This window comes from Enterobacter cloacae complex sp. P43RS (assembly GCF_014930585.1).
Taxonomy (GTDB): Bacteria; Pseudomonadota; Gammaproteobacteria; order Enterobacterales; family Enterobacteriaceae; genus Enterobacter; species Enterobacter bugandensis.
On record NZ_JADBRJ010000014.1, the window covers coordinates 1 to 15,023 of the forward strand.

The 15,023-nt window shown below is 56.5% G+C and carries 14 protein-coding genes and 1 tRNA gene; 11 read left to right on the forward strand and 4 right to left on the reverse strand.

Features of this window, described 5'->3' with window-relative positions; genetic code table 11:
* The first annotated feature begins 121 nt into the window (after nucleotides 1-121).
* Nucleotides 122-197 (forward strand) — tRNA-Trp (locus IM294_RS19840).
* A 99-nt stretch (nucleotides 198-296) separates the two neighbouring features.
* Here IM294_RS19840 and hdfR read toward each other — a convergent pair.
* Nucleotides 297-1,118 carry an HTH-type transcriptional regulator HdfR gene (gene hdfR, locus IM294_RS19845; RefSeq protein ID WP_028014823.1) on the reverse strand — a complete coding sequence of 274 codons (822 nt, stop codon included), beginning with the start codon at nucleotides 1,116-1,118 and terminating at the stop codon, nucleotides 297-299.
* Between the two features lie 118 nt (nucleotides 1,119-1,236).
* Here hdfR and IM294_RS19850 point away from each other — a divergent pair, with 118 nt between their 5' ends.
* Nucleotides 1,237-1,575 (forward strand): DUF413 domain-containing protein, encoded by a 339-nt coding sequence (locus tag IM294_RS19850; protein ID WP_008501577.1) that lies wholly within the window; start codon nucleotides 1,237-1,239, stop codon nucleotides 1,573-1,575.
* A 26-nt stretch (nucleotides 1,576-1,601) separates the two neighbouring features.
* Here the strand turns inward: IM294_RS19850 and IM294_RS19855 are convergent, their stop codons facing one another.
* On the reverse strand, nucleotides 1,602-3,122 hold the full coding sequence (locus tag IM294_RS19855; protein WP_126818768.1) for a YifB family Mg chelatase-like AAA ATPase: 1,521 nt from the start codon (nucleotides 3,120-3,122) through the stop codon (nucleotides 1,602-1,604).
* A 340-nt stretch (nucleotides 3,123-3,462) separates the two neighbouring features.
* On the opposite strand from IM294_RS19855, the gene ilvL reads away from it, so the two are divergent.
* The 7 genes from ilvL to ilvA all read left to right on the forward strand — a co-directional run bounded on the left by ilvL (nucleotide 3,463) and on the right by ilvA (nucleotide 10,013).
* Nucleotides 3,463-3,561, forward strand: a complete 99-nt coding sequence (ilvL, locus tag IM294_RS19860) for an ilv operon leader peptide (RefSeq protein ID WP_001311244.1) — start codon at nucleotides 3,463-3,465, stop codon at nucleotides 3,559-3,561.
* An 86-nt stretch (nucleotides 3,562-3,647) separates the two neighbouring features.
* Nucleotides 3,648-3,698, forward strand: coding sequence for a peptide IlvX (ilvX, locus tag IM294_RS19865; RefSeq protein WP_166792073.1), 51 nt, complete (start codon nucleotides 3,648-3,650; stop codon nucleotides 3,696-3,698).
* Between the two features lie 2 nt (nucleotides 3,699-3,700).
* Nucleotides 3,701-5,347, forward strand: a complete 1,647-nt coding sequence (ilvG, locus tag IM294_RS19870; protein ID WP_047366693.1) for an acetolactate synthase 2 catalytic subunit — start codon at nucleotides 3,701-3,703, stop codon at nucleotides 5,345-5,347.
* Nucleotides 5,344-5,607, forward strand: a complete 264-nt coding sequence (gene ilvM / locus IM294_RS19875) for an acetolactate synthase 2 small subunit (RefSeq protein ID WP_003860184.1) — start codon at nucleotides 5,344-5,346, stop codon at nucleotides 5,605-5,607. Before ilvG ends, ilvM begins: the two co-directional genes overlap by 4 nt.
* Nucleotides 5,608-5,625: 18 nt before the next feature.
* Nucleotides 5,626-6,555, forward strand: coding sequence for a branched-chain-amino-acid transaminase (gene ilvE, locus IM294_RS19880; RefSeq protein WP_003860182.1), 930 nt, complete (start codon nucleotides 5,626-5,628; stop codon nucleotides 6,553-6,555).
* A 60-nt stretch (nucleotides 6,556-6,615) separates the two neighbouring features.
* Nucleotides 6,616-8,466: a dihydroxy-acid dehydratase gene (gene ilvD, locus IM294_RS19885; protein ID WP_047362662.1), complete on the forward strand. Its 1,851-nt coding sequence runs from the start codon at nucleotides 6,616-6,618 to the stop codon at nucleotides 8,464-8,466.
* Nucleotides 8,467-8,468: 2 nt separating this feature from the next.
* Entirely contained in the window at nucleotides 8,469-10,013 is a 1,545-nt protein-coding gene (gene ilvA / locus IM294_RS19890) for a threonine ammonia-lyase, biosynthetic (protein WP_088204713.1), read from the forward strand.
* Here ilvA and ilvY read toward each other — a convergent pair.
* Complete coding sequence (ilvY, locus tag IM294_RS19895; protein ID WP_008501572.1) at nucleotides 10,010-10,900, reverse strand: HTH-type transcriptional activator IlvY; 891 nt, start codon at nucleotides 10,898-10,900, stop codon at nucleotides 10,010-10,012. The two genes, ilvA and ilvY, sit on opposite strands and share 4 nt — an antisense overlap.
* 152 nt (nucleotides 10,901-11,052) lie before the next feature.
* On the opposite strand from ilvY, the gene ilvC reads away from it, so the two are divergent.
* Nucleotides 11,053-12,528: a ketol-acid reductoisomerase gene (ilvC, locus tag IM294_RS19900; protein WP_021242831.1), complete on the forward strand. Its 1,476-nt coding sequence runs from the start codon at nucleotides 11,053-11,055 to the stop codon at nucleotides 12,526-12,528.
* 86 nt (nucleotides 12,529-12,614) lie between these two features.
* On the opposite strand, the gene ppiC is transcribed toward ilvC, so the two are convergent.
* The gene (ppiC, locus tag IM294_RS19905; protein ID WP_004886861.1) at nucleotides 12,615-12,896 is read right to left on the reverse strand and encodes a peptidylprolyl isomerase PpiC; all 282 of its coding nucleotides are present in this window, start codon (nucleotides 12,894-12,896) and stop codon (nucleotides 12,615-12,617) included.
* 85 nt (nucleotides 12,897-12,981) lie between these two features.
* Here ppiC and rep point away from each other — a divergent pair, with 85 nt between their 5' ends.
* Complete coding sequence (gene rep / locus IM294_RS19910) at nucleotides 12,982-15,006, forward strand: DNA helicase Rep (protein WP_028014817.1); 2,025 nt, start codon at nucleotides 12,982-12,984, stop codon at nucleotides 15,004-15,006.
* Nucleotides 15,007-15,023 lie beyond the last annotated feature (17 nt).

The following is a 15,023-nucleotide window of genomic DNA, read 5'->3' on the forward strand; positions in this document are numbered from 1 at the left end:
TTCAGTCGGTTAGAATACCTGCCTGTCACGCAGGGGGTCGCGGGTTCGAGTCCCGTCCGTTCCGCCACTTATTAAGACATTAAGCCTGCCAGTAATGGCAGGCTTAATGGCAAAAAACTTTAGGGGCGTAGCTCAGTTGGTAGAGCACCGGTCTCCAAAACCGGGTGTCGCGAGTTCGAGTCTCTCCGCCCCTGCCATATAGAATCCTTTGCTTCGGCAAAGGATTTTTTTTTGCCTGAAACCCGGTAAAATTTCAGCATTCTTAAATGCAGCCAGCGTCCCTGCTGGCCTCAGCATCAATCCATTACATTGATTTTTAATAGATCTTTTATTTGCGATTGCTTGTCGCTATTTTGCAGCCAAATCGCATACAGCGGCCGCGAAAGGGTGGTGGAATCCACCACGGTATGCAGTCCAGGCTTGGTATCTGCCCAACGGACTGGTAACCAGGTGCAACCCTTCAGCAAGGGAAGTTGCTGACAGGCAATCTCGGCAGAACTGGTTGTTAACTGTGGAACATCATCAGGTGCGATCAATCCCGTCTCATGTTGCTGAAAATCAGGTCCCCACTCCAGCCGCAAATAGGTCAGGTCTGCTTTCATCTTTGAGGGTTCAGAAGCATAAAGAGCCAGACCGAACTGTCCAACAATCTGGCTGCTAAATTCGTCCATCTTGGGGGCTTCTGTAGTGATCAGCAGATCCAACTGACGCTCATGAAGTTGCTTAACCAGCGACTGACGTTGCGCAATTCTGGCTTCAAATTGTAAATGGCCATGGGAGTGATATAGCCGGGTAAGCCACTGACTGAGCATGCATTCCCACAGAGATGCGCTGGCCCCTATCGAGAACTCGTTGTGCCTCGACGTATGCGCAACCTCTTTGCGCGCTGCCTGCCAGGTATTCATCAATGTCTCCGCATACGGAAGCAGTTTTTCACCGGCAGGCGTGAGGCGGATATTGTTGCGATGGCGGGTAAAAAGATTCACACCCAGTTGATTTTCCAGCTGTCGAATACGAAAACTGACTGCTGACTGCGTCAGGTAAAGGGCTTCAGCGGCTCGCCCGAAGTGACGCGTTCTACTCACTTCAAGGAAAGTTTTTAGCAATTCCGTATCCACATCTTTCTCCGCAAAATAATTTGTCGTTATGATTTAAATGTTTTGTTTTACACTCTGTCAAGCGTAACTAATACTCCGCGCCATAAATAGCTCGGCCAAAGAATTAGGAGCGTGTAGGATGGCGGAAAGCTTTACGACGACTAATCGTTTTTTCGACAATAAACATTATCCGCGCGGGTTCTCTCGTCACGGCGATTTCACCATCAAAGAGGCGCAGCTGCTTGAGCGTCATGGTTATGCCTTTAACGAGCTGGATCTGGGTAAACGTGAGCCTGCAACTGAAGATGAAAAGCAGTTTGTCTCAGTGTGCCGTGGTGAGCGTGAGCCGCAGTCTGAAGCAGAACGTGTATGGATCAAGTACATGGCTCGCATTAAGCGTCCAAAACGTTTCCATACGCTGTCTGGCGGTAAACCGCAGATGGAAGGTGCAGAAGACTACACCGAGTCTGACGACTAATAAAAAAGGGGCTACGGCCCCTTTTTTTATGCCAGTAACTTTTGCAGATGCAAAAGCAAACGATCGATCGCCCGATAGCTCAGCGCTTCCTGCAAGTGTTTCCTCGCAATATCAGTACAGCCCTCCACGTCCGCAATGGTTCTGGCTACTTTTAACAAGCGCTGCCACGCACGTATGGAAAGCCCAAAGCGCGTCAACGTCTCCTCCAGCCAAGCCGCATCTTCAACGTTAAGAGAACAAAACTGTCGGATCCCTGCATTATCCAGTCGTGCATTCAGCCTGTTTTGACGGGCATACTGTCTCGCCTGTGCCGCGATAACCCGCTCGCGAACATGCGCGGAGCTTTCACCCAGTCTATCCGTCTGCCTGAGCAGGCCCGGCGGCGGAAGGGGGATTTCAAGTGATAAATCGAAACGGTCAAGAAACGGGCCAGACAGCTTTCCCAGATAGCGCAGCGTCTGCTCTGGCGTACAGCGGTTATGGTTGCCCTGATAATGCCCCGTCGGACTGGGGTTCATCGCCGCCACGAGCTGAAAACGGGCGGGATAGCTTAATTTGGCTCGCGTGCGTGAAATATGTATCTCACCGGATTCAATGGGCTCCCTCAGCGCATCCAGCACGCGGCGCTCAAACTCAGGCAACTCATCGAGAAACAGAATGCCATTGTGTGCCAGCGAGATCTCACCCGGCCCCGGAATAGACCCACCACCGACCATTGCCGTCAGTGACGCGCTATGATGCGGCGAACGAAAGGGACGTCGACGCCACTGTTTGTGCAACGACGTCGAACCGATCAGGCTATAGATGGCGGCGCTTTCCAGCGCTTCATGGTTATTAAGCGGCGGGAGCAATCCGCTTAGCCTGCTTGCCAGCATGGTTTTGCCCGTACCCGGCGGGCCAATCAGCAGGAGATTGTGACCACCCGCTGCCGTAATCTCCAGCGCCCGTTTCCCTTGTTCCTGTCCCATGATCTCGCTGAGGTCTTCTGGCGCATCCGCTATAGCCTCGTCGCACTCTTCCGGCTCGGACAGTTCGTGGCGGCCTTCCAGCCAGGCGCACACTTCCTGAAGATGCCCGGCGATGAGACATCCCTTTTCTGCAATAAGACTCACTTCTGATGCGTTTTCATTGGCAACAACGATTTGCCGCCCTGCACGTATGGCTTCCAGCGCTCCCGATATCGCACCGGGAACGCCTCTCAGTGCGCCTGTGAGCGCGAGTTCACCCACGAACTCATACGAGCCTAGCCTGGTCGTATTAAGCTGCTCAGAAGCCGCGAGAAGCGCAATTGCGATAGGTAAATCGTATCGCCCACCCTCTTTGGGCAGGTCGGCGGGAGCAAGGTTGATGGTGATCTTCTTTGCGGGGAAGGTATAACCGCTGTTTATTATTGCGCTACGAACGCGGTCCCTGGCCTCTTTAACCGTGGTTTCAGGTAACCCGACAAGCGTGAGTCCGGGCAGCCCATTACTCAAATGAACCTCTACGGAAATAAGCGGAGCCTTTACCCCGAGAGCCGCTCGCGTATAAACAACTGACAGTGACATTTGTACTACCTCCTGGTCTGACTATGCCAGTGCCTGTTTTCTCTGTTTAGCGTCTTTTTACGTATTTACGCCGCCTGTTCAGAGATTTTCAGGGAGCATTGAAACCATTGCATCACCGTGGAAGCACACTCGCAAAATGTAAAAAGGCGCGCTTTAACGGTTAGATCTGCAATAAAAAATGAAAAATATTCACTTCCAAATTTCCTCATATAAAACAATGCGTTCATGAAATTTGGTTCGCTTGCTAACCAAATCCTTCATAAATAAATCTTGTGTTTGATTTAAAAACTGTGATAACTCTTTAGGTATTCCTTCGAACAAGATGCAAAAAGAACTGAAAATGACAGCCCTTCTACGAGTGATTAGCCTGGTCGTGATTAGCGTGGTGGTGATTATTATCCCACCGTGCGGGGCTGCACTTGGACGAGGAAAGGCTTAGAAATCAAGCCTTAACGAACTAAGACCCCCGCACCGAAAGGTCCGGGGGTTTTTTTATGACTAAAAAACTTAAATGAGGAGCAGAGAATGACGACTAGCACAAAATTCTGTTTCTCCAGATTTATGACGGGGAACTAACTATGAATGGGGCACAATGGGTAGTACATGCGTTGCGCGCGCAGGGAGTCGAAACCGTATTCGGTTATCCGGGTGGCGCAATTATGCCGATTTACGATGCACTGTATGACGGCGGCGTGGAACACCTCTTGTGCCGGCACGAGCAGGGCGCAGCGATGGCAGCCATTGGTTATGCCCGCGCGACCGGTAAAACCGGTGTGTGCATGGCGACCTCAGGTCCGGGTGCAACGAACCTGATCACCGGCCTGGCTGACGCGCTGCTCGATTCTGTTCCTGTCGTGGCGATTACCGGTCAGGTGGCCTCTCCGTTCATCGGCACCGATGCCTTCCAGGAAGTAGACGTCCTCGGCTTATCGCTGGCCTGCACCAAGCACAGCTTCCTCGTTCAGTCCCTCGAAGAGCTGCCGCGCGTGATGGCCGAAGCGTTCGAGGTTGCCAGTTCTGGCCGTCCTGGCCCGGTTCTGGTGGATATCCCGAAAGATATCCAGGTTGCACTTGGCGATCTGGAGCCGCATTTCTCCACCGTGAAAAGCGACGATGCGTTTCCGCATGCAGAGGTTGAAGAGGCGCGTCAGATGATGGCGCAGGCGAAGCAGCCGATGCTGTACGTCGGCGGCGGGGTAGGTATGGCGCAGGCTGTTCCGGCGCTTCGCGCGTTCCTTGCAACCACGCAAATGCCCGCCACCTGCACCTTGAAAGGTCTGGGTGCGGTAGACGCGGACTACCCGTACTACCTCGGCATGCTGGGAATGCACGGCACTAAAGCGGCAAACCTGGCGGTGCAGGAGTGCGACTTGCTTATCGTCGCAGGCGCCCGTTTCGATGACCGCGTCACCGGCAAGCTGAATACCTTCGCGCCAAATGCCAAAGTGATCCATATGGATATCGACCCGGCGGAGATGAACAAACTGCGTCAGGCGCACGTGGCGTTGCAGGGCGATCTTAACGCGCTGTTACCGGCGCTGGAGCAGCCGCTGGATATCAACGCATGGCGTCAGCACACCGCAGACATGCGCGCTGAGCATGCCTGGCGTTACGATCACCCAGGCGATGCCATCTATGCGCCGCTGCTGTTGAAGCAGTTGTCCGACCGTAAACCCGCCGACAGCGTGGTGACGACGGATGTGGGCCAGCATCAGATGTGGTCAGCCCAGCATATGACCTACACCCGCCCGGAGAACTTCATCACCTCCAGCGGCTTAGGCACGATGGGCTTTGGCCTGCCGGCAGCCGTAGGCGCACAGGTGGCTCGCCCGAACGATACCGTGATCTGTATCTCCGGTGACGGCTCCTTCATGATGAACGTTCAGGAGCTCGGCACCGTGAAGCGCAAGCAGTTACCGCTGAAGATCGTGTTGCTCGATAACCAGCGTTTAGGGATGGTTCGCCAGTGGCAGCAGCTGTTCTTCCAGGAGCGTTACAGCGAGACAACCCTGACCGATAACCCCGATTTCCTCACCCTGGCCAGCGCCTTCGGCATTCCTGGCCAGCACATCACCCGTAAAGACCAGGTTGAAGCGGCACTCGACACCATGCTGTCAAGCGAAGGGCCATACCTGCTTCATGTCTCAATCGACGAGCTTGAGAACGTCTGGCCGTTGGTACCGCCAGGTGCCAGTAACTCACAAATGCTGGAGAAATTATCATGATGCAACATCAGGTCGCCGTGCAGGCTCGCTTCAACCCGGAAACGTTAGAACGCGTATTGCGCGTGGTTCGCCACCGTGGTTTTCAGATTTGCTCTATGAATATGGAAACGGCTACCGACGCCCAGAACATCAGTATCGAATTAACCGTTGCCAGCCCGCGGCCGGTCGACTTACTGTTTAGTCAGTTATCAAAGCTGGTAGACGTTGCCCATGTTGCCATCTGCCAGAGCACAACCACATCACAACAAATCCGCGCTTGAGCGTGACAGGACGAAAAAATGACGACAAAAAAAGCTGATTACATTTGGTTCAATGGTGAGATGGTTCGCTGGGAAGACGCGAAAGTTCACGTGATGTCCCACGCGCTGCACTACGGTACCTCCGTGTTTGAAGGCATCCGTTGCTACGATTCTCACAAAGGGCCAGTGGTGTTCCGCCATCGCGAACACATGCAGCGTCTGCATGACTCAGCCAAAATTTATCGTTTCCCGGTCTCTCAAAGCGTTGATGAGCTGATGGAAGCCTGCCGCGAAGTGATTCGCCAGAACAAACTGACCAGCGCCTATATTCGTCCGCTGGTCTTCGTGGGTGACGTGGGCATGGGCGTGAACCCGCCGGCCGGTTACAACACCGATGTGATCATTGCTGCGTTCCCGTGGGGCGCCTACCTGGGCGCAGAAGCACTGGATCAGGGGATCGACGCAATGGTTTCTTCCTGGAACCGCGTGGCGCCAAACACCATCCCGACCGCCGCTAAAGCGGGCGGTAACTACCTCTCCTCACTGCTGGTCGGCAGCGAAGCGCGCCGCCACGGCTATCAGGAAGGCATCGCCCTCGACGTGAACGGCTACATCTCAGAAGGCGCGGGCGAAAACCTGTTTGAAGTAAAAGACGGCATTCTGTTTACTCCGCCGTTCACCTCTTCCGCGCTGCCGGGCATCACCCGTGATGCGATCATCAAGCTGGCGAAAGATCTGGGTATCGAAGTGCGCGAGCAGGTGCTGTCCCGCGAATCCCTCTACCTGGCAGACGAAGTGTTCATGTCCGGTACCGCGGCTGAAATCACGCCGGTTCGCAGCGTCGACGGTATCCAGGTGGGCGAAGGCCGCTGTGGCCCGGTCACCAAGCGCATTCAGCAAGCGTTCTTTGGCCTCTTCACCGGCGAAACAGAAGACAAATACGGCTGGTTGGATCAGGTTAATCACTAAATATAAATGTGGGACGGCACGCACCGTCCCATTAAATAGTCAGACGGGAGTCAATAAAGCATGCCTAAGTATCGTTCAGCCACCACCACCCACGGCCGTAACATGGCGGGTGCCCGCGCATTGTGGCGCGCCACCGGAATGACCGACGCCGATTTCGGCAAGCCGATTATCGCCGTGGTGAACTCCTTCACCCAGTTTGTACCGGGCCACGTGCATCTGCGCGATCTCGGTAAGCTGGTTGCCGAGCAAATCGAAGCCTCCGGCGGCGTGGCGAAAGAGTTCAACACCATTGCGGTGGATGACGGTATCGCAATGGGCCACGGGGGAATGCTCTATTCACTGCCGTCGCGCGAGCTGATCGCCGACTCGGTGGAGTATATGGTCAACGCCCACTGCGCCGATGCGATGGTCTGTATCTCCAACTGCGACAAAATCACCCCGGGGATGCTGATGGCCTCCCTGCGCCTGAACATTCCGGTGATCTTCGTCTCCGGCGGTCCGATGGAGGCGGGTAAAACCAAGCTCTCCGACAAAATCATCAAGCTCGACCTGGTCGATGCGATGATCCAGGGCGCAGACCCGAAAGTCTCTGACGAGCAGAGCGATCAGGTGGAACGCTCCGCGTGCCCGACCTGCGGCTCTTGTTCCGGCATGTTCACGGCCAACTCCATGAACTGCCTGACCGAAGCGCTGGGCCTTTCCCAGCCGGGTAACGGCTCGCTGCTGGCGACCCACGCCGACCGTAAGCAGCTGTTCCTCAACGCCGGTAAACGTATCGTTGAGCTGACCAAACGCTACTACGAGCAGGACGATGCCAGCGCGCTGCCGCGCAATATCGCCAGTAAAGCGGCGTTCGAAAACGCCATGACGCTGGATATCGCCATGGGCGGCTCCACTAACACCGTTCTGCACCTGCTGGCCGCCGCGCAGGAAGCCGAAATCGACTTCACCATGAGCGACATCGACAAGCTCTCCCGCAAAGTGCCGCAGCTGTGTAAAGTCGCGCCGAGTACCCAGAAGTACCACATGGAAGACGTGCACCGTGCGGGTGGCGTCATCGGTATCCTGGGCGAGCTGGATCGCGCCGGGCTGCTGAACCGCGACGTCAAAAACGTCCTCGGCCTGACGCTGCCGGAATCGCTGGAACAGTACGACGTGATGCTGACCAAAGACGACGCGGTGAAAAAGATGTTCCGCGCCGGCCCTGCAGGTATTCGCACCACCCAGGCGTTCTCGCAGGATTGCCGCTGGGACACGCTGGATGACGACCGTGCTGAAGGCTGCATCCGCTCGCTGGAGCACGCCTACAGCAAAGACGGCGGTCTGGCGGTGCTGTACGGTAACTTTGCAGAAAACGGCTGCATCGTGAAAACCGCAGGCGTGGACGACAGTATCCTGAAATTCACCGGTCCGGCGAAAGTGTACGAAAGCCAGGACGAGGCGGTAGATGCCATTCTCGGCGGCAAAGTGGTGGAAGGCGACGTGGTTGTCATTCGCTACGAAGGGCCGAAAGGCGGTCCGGGCATGCAGGAGATGCTCTACCCGACCACCTTCCTGAAATCGATGGGCCTCGGTAAAGCCTGCGCGCTGATCACCGACGGGCGTTTCTCCGGCGGCACGTCTGGTCTCTCCATCGGCCACGTCTCCCCGGAAGCGGCAAGCGGCGGCAACATCGCGATCATCGAAGATGGCGATCTGATTGAAATCGACATTCCGAATCGCGGCATTCAGCTCAAGCTGAGCGACCAGGAGATTGCGGCCCGTCGTGAAGCGCAGGAAGCCCGCGGTGACAAAGCCTGGACGCCGAAAGATCGCCAGCGCGAAGTCTCCTTCGCCCTGCGCGCCTATGCGAGCCTTGCAACCAGTGCAGATAAAGGCGCGGTGCGCGATAAATCTAAACTTGGGGGCTAATGATGGCCGAGTCACAACCCTTATCCGCCGCCCCTGAGGGGGCGGAATACCTGAGAGCGGTGCTACGCGCGCCGGTCTATGAAGCCGTGCAGGTCACGCCCCTGCAAAAAATGGAAAAACTCTCCTCGCGCCTCGACAACGTCATTCTGGTGAAGCGCGAAGACCGCCAGCCGGTGCACAGCTTTAAGCTGCGCGGTGCCTACGCGATGATGGCCGGGCTGACGGATGAGCAGAAAGCGCGCGGCGTCATTACCGCGTCGGCGGGCAACCATGCGCAGGGCGTGGCGTTCTCGTCTGCTCGTTTGGGTCTGAAAGCGCTGATCGTGATGCCGGTTGCCACCGCGGATATCAAAGTCGACGCGGTGCGCGGTTTTGGCGGAGAAGTGCTGCTCCACGGCGCGAACTTTGACGAAGCCAAAGCCAAAGCGATCGAGCTGGCGCAGCAGCAGGGCTTCACCTGGGTGCCGCCGTTCGATCACCCGATGGTGATTGCCGGGCAGGGCACGCTGGCGCTTGAGCTGTTGCAGCAGGATGCCCATCTCGACCGCGTCTTCGTCCCAGTGGGGGGCGGCGGGCTGGCGGCAGGCGTGGCGGTGCTGATTAAACAGCTGATGCCGCAGATTAAAGTCATCGCCGTTGAGGCGGAAGACTCTGCCTGCCTGAAGGCGGCGCTGGACGCCGGTCATCCGGTAGACCTGCCGCGCGTTGGGCTGTTTGCCGAGGGCGTGGCGGTGAAGCGCATTGGCGATGAAACGTTCCGCCTGTGCCAGGAGTATCTGGACGATATCGTCACCGTCGACAGCGACGCCATCTGCGCGGCAATGAAAGATCTGTTCGAAGATGTACGTGCGGTGGCGGAGCCGTCCGGCGCGCTGGCGCTGGCGGGGATGAAAAAATACATCGCCCAGCACAACATTCGCGGCGAACGTCTGGCGCACGTGCTCTCTGGTGCGAACGTGAACTTCCACGGTCTGCGCTACGTTTCCGAGCGCTGCGAGCTGGGTGAGCAGCGTGAAGCGCTGCTGGCGGTGACCATCCCGGAAGAGAAGGGCAGCTTCCTCAAGTTCTGCCAGCTGCTGGGCGGTCGTTCGGTAACGGAGTTCAACTACCGCTTTGCCGATGCGAAAGATGCCTGCATTTTTGTCGGCGTGCGTCTGAGCCGTGGCGTAGAGGAGCGTAAAGAGATCCTCAGCCTGCTGCATGAAGGCGGCTACAGTGTGGTCGATCTGTCCGACGATGAAATGGCTAAGCTGCATGTGCGTTACATGGTTGGCGGTCGTCCCTCAAAGCCGCTCCAGGAACGCCTGTTCAGCTTCGAGTTTCCGGAATCACCGGGCGCGTTGCTCAAGTTCTTGCACACGCTGGGCACGCACTGGAACATCTCTCTGTTCCACTACCGTAGCCACGGCACCGACTACGGCCGCGTGCTGGCGGCGTTCGAACTGGGCGAGCACGAGCCGGATTTCGAAACGCGGCTGAACGAGCTGGGCTATGAGTGCCACGACGAAACCCATAACCCGGCGTTCAGGTTCTTTCTGGCTGGCTAGTGGTTCGGCAATATCGTCCAGAACGCATCAATAAGCGGCTCATGCAGCCGCTTTTTTTGTGCGCACACGCCTAGCTCAAACGGCGTCTTCTCGTCGCTGCGCTCCAGAATCATCACGCGATTACGCACCGGTTCCGGGCTGTTTTCCAGCACCACTTCCGGCAGCAGCGCCACGCCGCAGCCGAGCGCCACCATCGACACCATCGCCTCATGACCGCTAACGGTGGCGTAAATCGACGGATTGCTGATTTTCTGACGGCGGAACCACAGCTCGATGCGGCGGCGCACCGGCCCCTGATCGGCCATGATAAACGGTACCGTGGACCAGTCCGGTTTTTCTACCGATACCTGATTACGCACCGGGCAGGGCAGGGCCGGGGCAATCAGCACCACCGCCAGATTCTCCAGCATCGAGAACGCCACCGCGCCCGGCAGGGTTTCGGGTTTTCCGGCAATGGCCAGATCCGCTTCGCCGGTCACCACTTTTTCCATTGCGTCGGCGGCGTCGCCGGTGGTGAGCTTAATTTCAACCGACGGATGCGCTGCGCGGAAGCGGTCGAGAATGGGGGGCAGATGGCTGTAGGCGGCGGTCACGGAGCAAAAAATATGCAGCTCACCGGAGAGTGATGGCCCCTGCTGATCAATAGAGTGCCGCAGCTGCTGGTACTGTAACAGCGTCTGCTGGGCAAAAATGCGCAGCTCTTCGCCCGCTTCCGTGAGGGTGACGGTGCGGTTATCGCGCACGAAAAGCGGCTGGCCGAGGTCTTCCTCAAGGCGCTGGATCTGGCGCGAAAGCGTGGACGGGCTGACGTGCATCGCCCGGGCGCTGCGGCCAAAGTGACGGCTTTCCGCCAGGTGCAGGAACATTTTTAGATCGCGTAAATCCACCGATTCCACTCCCTCTTTTTACATTGCAAAAATTGCAATGTGACGTTGTGAATATATCAATTTCCGCAATAAATTTCCTGTTGTAATGTGGGTACATTCTCGCTGAAACGCGAACCGAACAATAAGACACACAACATCACGAGGTATCACCCATGGCTAACTACTTTAATACACTGAACTTGCGCCAGCAGCTGGCGCAGCTGGGCAAATGCCGCTTCATGGCGCGCGATGAATTTGCCGATGGCGCAAGCTACCTTCAGGGTAAAAAAGTGGTCATCGTCGGCTGTGGCGCACAGGGCCTGAACCAGGGCCTGAACATGCGTGACTCCGGTCTGGATATCTCTTACGCCCTGCGTAAAGAAGCGATTGCCGAGAAGCGCGCTTCATGGCGTAAAGCGACTGAAAACGGCTTCAAAGTGGGTACCTATGAAGAGCTGATCCCGCAGGCGGACCTGGTCGTTAACCTGACGCCGGACAAGCAGCACTCTGACGTGGTGCGTTCCGTACAGCCGCTGATGAAAGACGGCGCCGCGCTGGGTTACTCCCACGGCTTCAACATCGTTGAAGTGGGCGAGCAGATCCGTAAAGACATCACCGTAGTGATGGTGGCGCCGAAGTGCCCTGGTACCGAAGTGCGTGAAGAGTACAAGCGTGGCTTCGGCGTGCCGACGCTTATCGCAGTTCACCCGGAAAACGATCCGAAAGGCGAAGGCATGGCGATTGCCAAAGCCTGGGCTGCGGCGACCGGCGGTCACCGCGCTGGCGTGCTGGAATCTTCCTTCGTTGCGGAAGTGAAATCTGACCTGATGGGCGAGCAGACCATTCTGTGTGGCATGCTGCAGGCGGGTTCTCTGCTTTGCTTCGACAAGCTGGTGGAAGAAGGTACCGACCCGGCATACGCAGAAAAACTGATTCAGTTCGGCTGGGAAACCATCACCGAAGCGCTGAAGCAGGGCGGCATTACGCTGATGATGGACCGCCTGTCCAACCCGGCAAAACTGCGTGCTTACGCGTTGTCTGAACAGCTGAAAACCATTATGGCGCCGCTGTTCCAGAAACATATGGACGACATCATCTCCGGCGAATTCTCTTCCGGCATGATGGCGGACTGGGCCAACGACGACAAGAAACTGCTGACCTGGCGTGAAGAGACCGGTAAAACCGCGTTCGAAACCGCGCCGCAGTATGAAGGTAAAATCGGCGAGCAGGAGTACTTCGATAAAGGCGTACTGATGATTGCGATGGTGAAAGCAGGCGTTGAGCTGGCGTTCGAAACCATGGTGGATTCCGGCATCATTGAAGAGTCGGCGTACTACGAATCTCTGCACGAGCTGCCGCTGATCGCGAACACCATCGCCCGTAAGCGTCTGTACGAAATGAACGTGGTTATCTCTGATACCGCAGAATACGGTAACTATCTGTTCTCTTACGCCTGCGTACCGCTGCTGAAAGAGTTCATGACCACACTGCAGACGGGCGATCTGGGCAAAGCGATTGCGGAAGGTGCCGTGGATAACGCGCAGCTGCGCGACGTAAACGAAGCGATTCGCAGCCACCAGATCGAGAAAGTGGGCCACAAACTGCGTGGCTACATGACCGATATGAAACGTATTGCTGTAGCAGGTTAACAACCTTGTCGGGTGGCGCTTCGCTTACCCGACCTACAAAAACGTAAGATGTAGGCCGGGTAAGGCGCAGCCGCCACCCGGCTTTTTTATTTGCGATACAGCACTTTAATAATGTGATAACCGAACTGAGTATGCAGCGGACCGGTTGGCTCCAGCACCGGGCAGGAGAAGACCACTTTATCGAACGCCGGAACCATCTGGCCCTGACGGAATTCGCCTAAATCGCCGCCACGCTTGCCGGACGGGCAAATAGAGTGCTTCTTCGCCAGCTTGCCGAAGTCGGCGCCGTTTTTGATTTGCTCCAGAAGATCCAGAGCCAGTTTCTCTTCTTTAACAAGAATATGCAGTGCTGCTGCTGTTTTTGCCATGATCGTGCCTTGAGTGGTATGGATTAGGCTCGCTATACTACCACGCTGTTATTCTCCCCTCCTGACTTTCATTGAGCGATCATTTATGCGTTTAAATCCCGGACAACAACAAGCCGTCGAATTTGTAACCGGACCGTGTCTGGTGCTGGCGGGCGCAGGATCCGGTAAAACGCGCGTCATCACCAATAAGATTGCGCACCTGATCCGCGGCTGCGGCTATCAGGCCCGCCACATTGCGGCGGTTACCTTTACCAACAAAGCGGCGCGCGAGATGAAAGAGCGTGTTGGCCAGACGCTGGGGCGCAAAGAGGCGCGCGGGCTGATGATCTCTACCTTCCACACGCTGGGGCTGGATATCATTAAACGTGAATACGCCGCGCTGGGGATGAAATCCAACTTTTCGCTGTTCGATGACACCGACCAGGTGGCGTTGCTCAAAGAGCTCACCGAGGGGCTGATCGAGGATGATAAGGTGTTGTTGCAGCAGCTGATCTCAACGATCTCGAACTGGAAAAACGATCTGATGACCCCGGCCCAGGCCGCGGCGATCGCCAAAGGCGAACGGGATCGCATCTTTGCCCACTGCTACGGTCTGTACGATGCGCACATGAAAGCGTGCAACGTGCTGGACTTCGACGACCTCATCCTGCTGCCGACGCTGCTGCTGCAGCGGAACGAAGAGGTTCGCGAGCGCTGGCAGAACAAAATCCGTTACCTGCTGGTGGATGAGTATCAGGACACCAACACCAGCCAGTACGAGCTGGTGAAGCTGCTGGTGGGACAGCGCGCGCGTTTCACCGTGGTAGGCGATGATGACCAGTCAATTTACTCCTGGCGCGGCGCGCGTCCGCAAAACCTGGTGCTGCTGAGCAAAGATTTTCCGGCGCTGCAGGTGATTAAGCTGGAGCAGAACTACCGCTCCTCCGGGCGCATCCTGAAGGCGGCAAACATCCTGATTGCCAATAACCCGCACGTGTTTGAAAAGCGTCTTTTCTCCGAGCTGGGCTACGGAACGGAGCTGAAAGTGCTCAGCGCCAACAACGAAGAGCATGAGGCGGAGCGCGTGACGGGCGAACTGATCGCCCACCACTTCGTCAATAAAACCGAATACAAGGATTACGCGATCCTCTATCGCGGCAATCACCAGTCGCGCGTCTTTGAAAAGATGCTGATGCAGAATCGCATTCCGTACAAAATTTCCGGCGGCACTTCGTTCTTCTCGCGGCCAGAAATTAAAGATCTGCTGGCCTATCTGCGCGTGCTCACGAACCCGGATGACGACAGCGCGTTTCTGCGCATCGTGAATACACCAAAGCGCGAGATTGGTCCGGCGACGCTGCAAAAGCTGGGCGAATGGGCGATGACCCGCAATAAGAGCCTGTTTACCGCCAGCTTTGATATGGGGCTGAGCCAGACGCTGACGGGGCGCGGGTATGATAATTTAACCCGCTTCACCCACTGGCTGGGTGAAGTGCAGCGCCTGGCTGAGCGCGAGCCCGTGGCGGCGGTACGCGATCTGATCCACGGCATTGACTACGAATCCTGGCTGTACGAAACCTCTGCCAGCCCGAAAGCGGCAGAAATGCGTATGAAAAACGTTAACCAGCTTTTTAGCTGGATGACCGAAATGCTGGAAGGCTCTGAGATAGATGAGCCGATGACGTTAACGCAGGTGGTCACCCGCTTTACCCTGCGCGACATGATGGAGCGCGGCGAGAGCGAAGAAGAGGCCGACCAGGTTCAGCTGATGACGCTGCATGCGTCAAAAGGGCTGGAGTTCCCGTATGTGTATCTGGTCGGTATGGAAGAAGGTTTATTGCCGCACCAGAGCAGCATTGATGAAGATAATGTCGACGAGGAGCGCCGTCTGGCCTACGTGGGGATCACCCGCGCGCAAAAGGAGCTGACGTTCACGCTCTGTAAAGAGCGCCGTCAGTACGGTGAACTCGTGCGTCCGGAACCCAGCCGTTTCCTGCTGGAACTGCCGCAGGACGATCTGATCTGGGAACAGGAGCGCAAAGTGATTACCGCGGAAGAGCGGATGCACAAAGGGCAGGCTAACGTGGCGAACATTCGCGCCATGTTGGCAAAAGCCAAAGAGAAGGGATAATGATGAGTAGGCCGGGT

Bases quoted from the DNA above. Each gene is read 5' to 3' on its own strand.
- IM294_RS19850 (WP_008501577.1), top strand. From the start codon at position 1,237: ATGGCGGAAAGCTTTACGACGACTAATCGTTTTTTCGACAATAAACAT.
- IM294_RS19855 (WP_126818768.1), bottom strand. From the start codon at position 3,122: ATGTCACTGTCAGTTGTTTATACGCGAGCGGCTCTCGGGGTAAAGGCT.
- ilvL (WP_001311244.1), top strand. From the start codon at position 3,463: ATGACAGCCCTTCTACGAGTGATTAGCCTGGTCGTGATTAGCGTGGTG.
- ilvG (WP_047366693.1), top strand. From the start codon at position 3,701: ATGAATGGGGCACAATGGGTAGTACATGCGTTGCGCGCGCAGGGAGTC.
- ilvM (WP_003860184.1), top strand. From the start codon at position 5,344: ATGATGCAACATCAGGTCGCCGTGCAGGCTCGCTTCAACCCGGAAACG.
- ilvE (WP_003860182.1), top strand. From the start codon at position 5,626: ATGACGACAAAAAAAGCTGATTACATTTGGTTCAATGGTGAGATGGTT.
- ilvD (WP_047362662.1), top strand. From the start codon at position 6,616: ATGCCTAAGTATCGTTCAGCCACCACCACCCACGGCCGTAACATGGCG.
- ilvA (WP_088204713.1), top strand. From the start codon at position 8,469: ATGGCCGAGTCACAACCCTTATCCGCCGCCCCTGAGGGGGCGGAATAC.
- ilvC (WP_021242831.1), top strand. From the start codon at position 11,053: ATGGCTAACTACTTTAATACACTGAACTTGCGCCAGCAGCTGGCGCAG.
- ppiC (WP_004886861.1), bottom strand. From the start codon at position 12,896: ATGGCAAAAACAGCAGCAGCACTGCATATTCTTGTTAAAGAAGAGAAA.
- rep (WP_028014817.1), top strand. From the start codon at position 12,982: ATGCGTTTAAATCCCGGACAACAACAAGCCGTCGAATTTGTAACCGGA.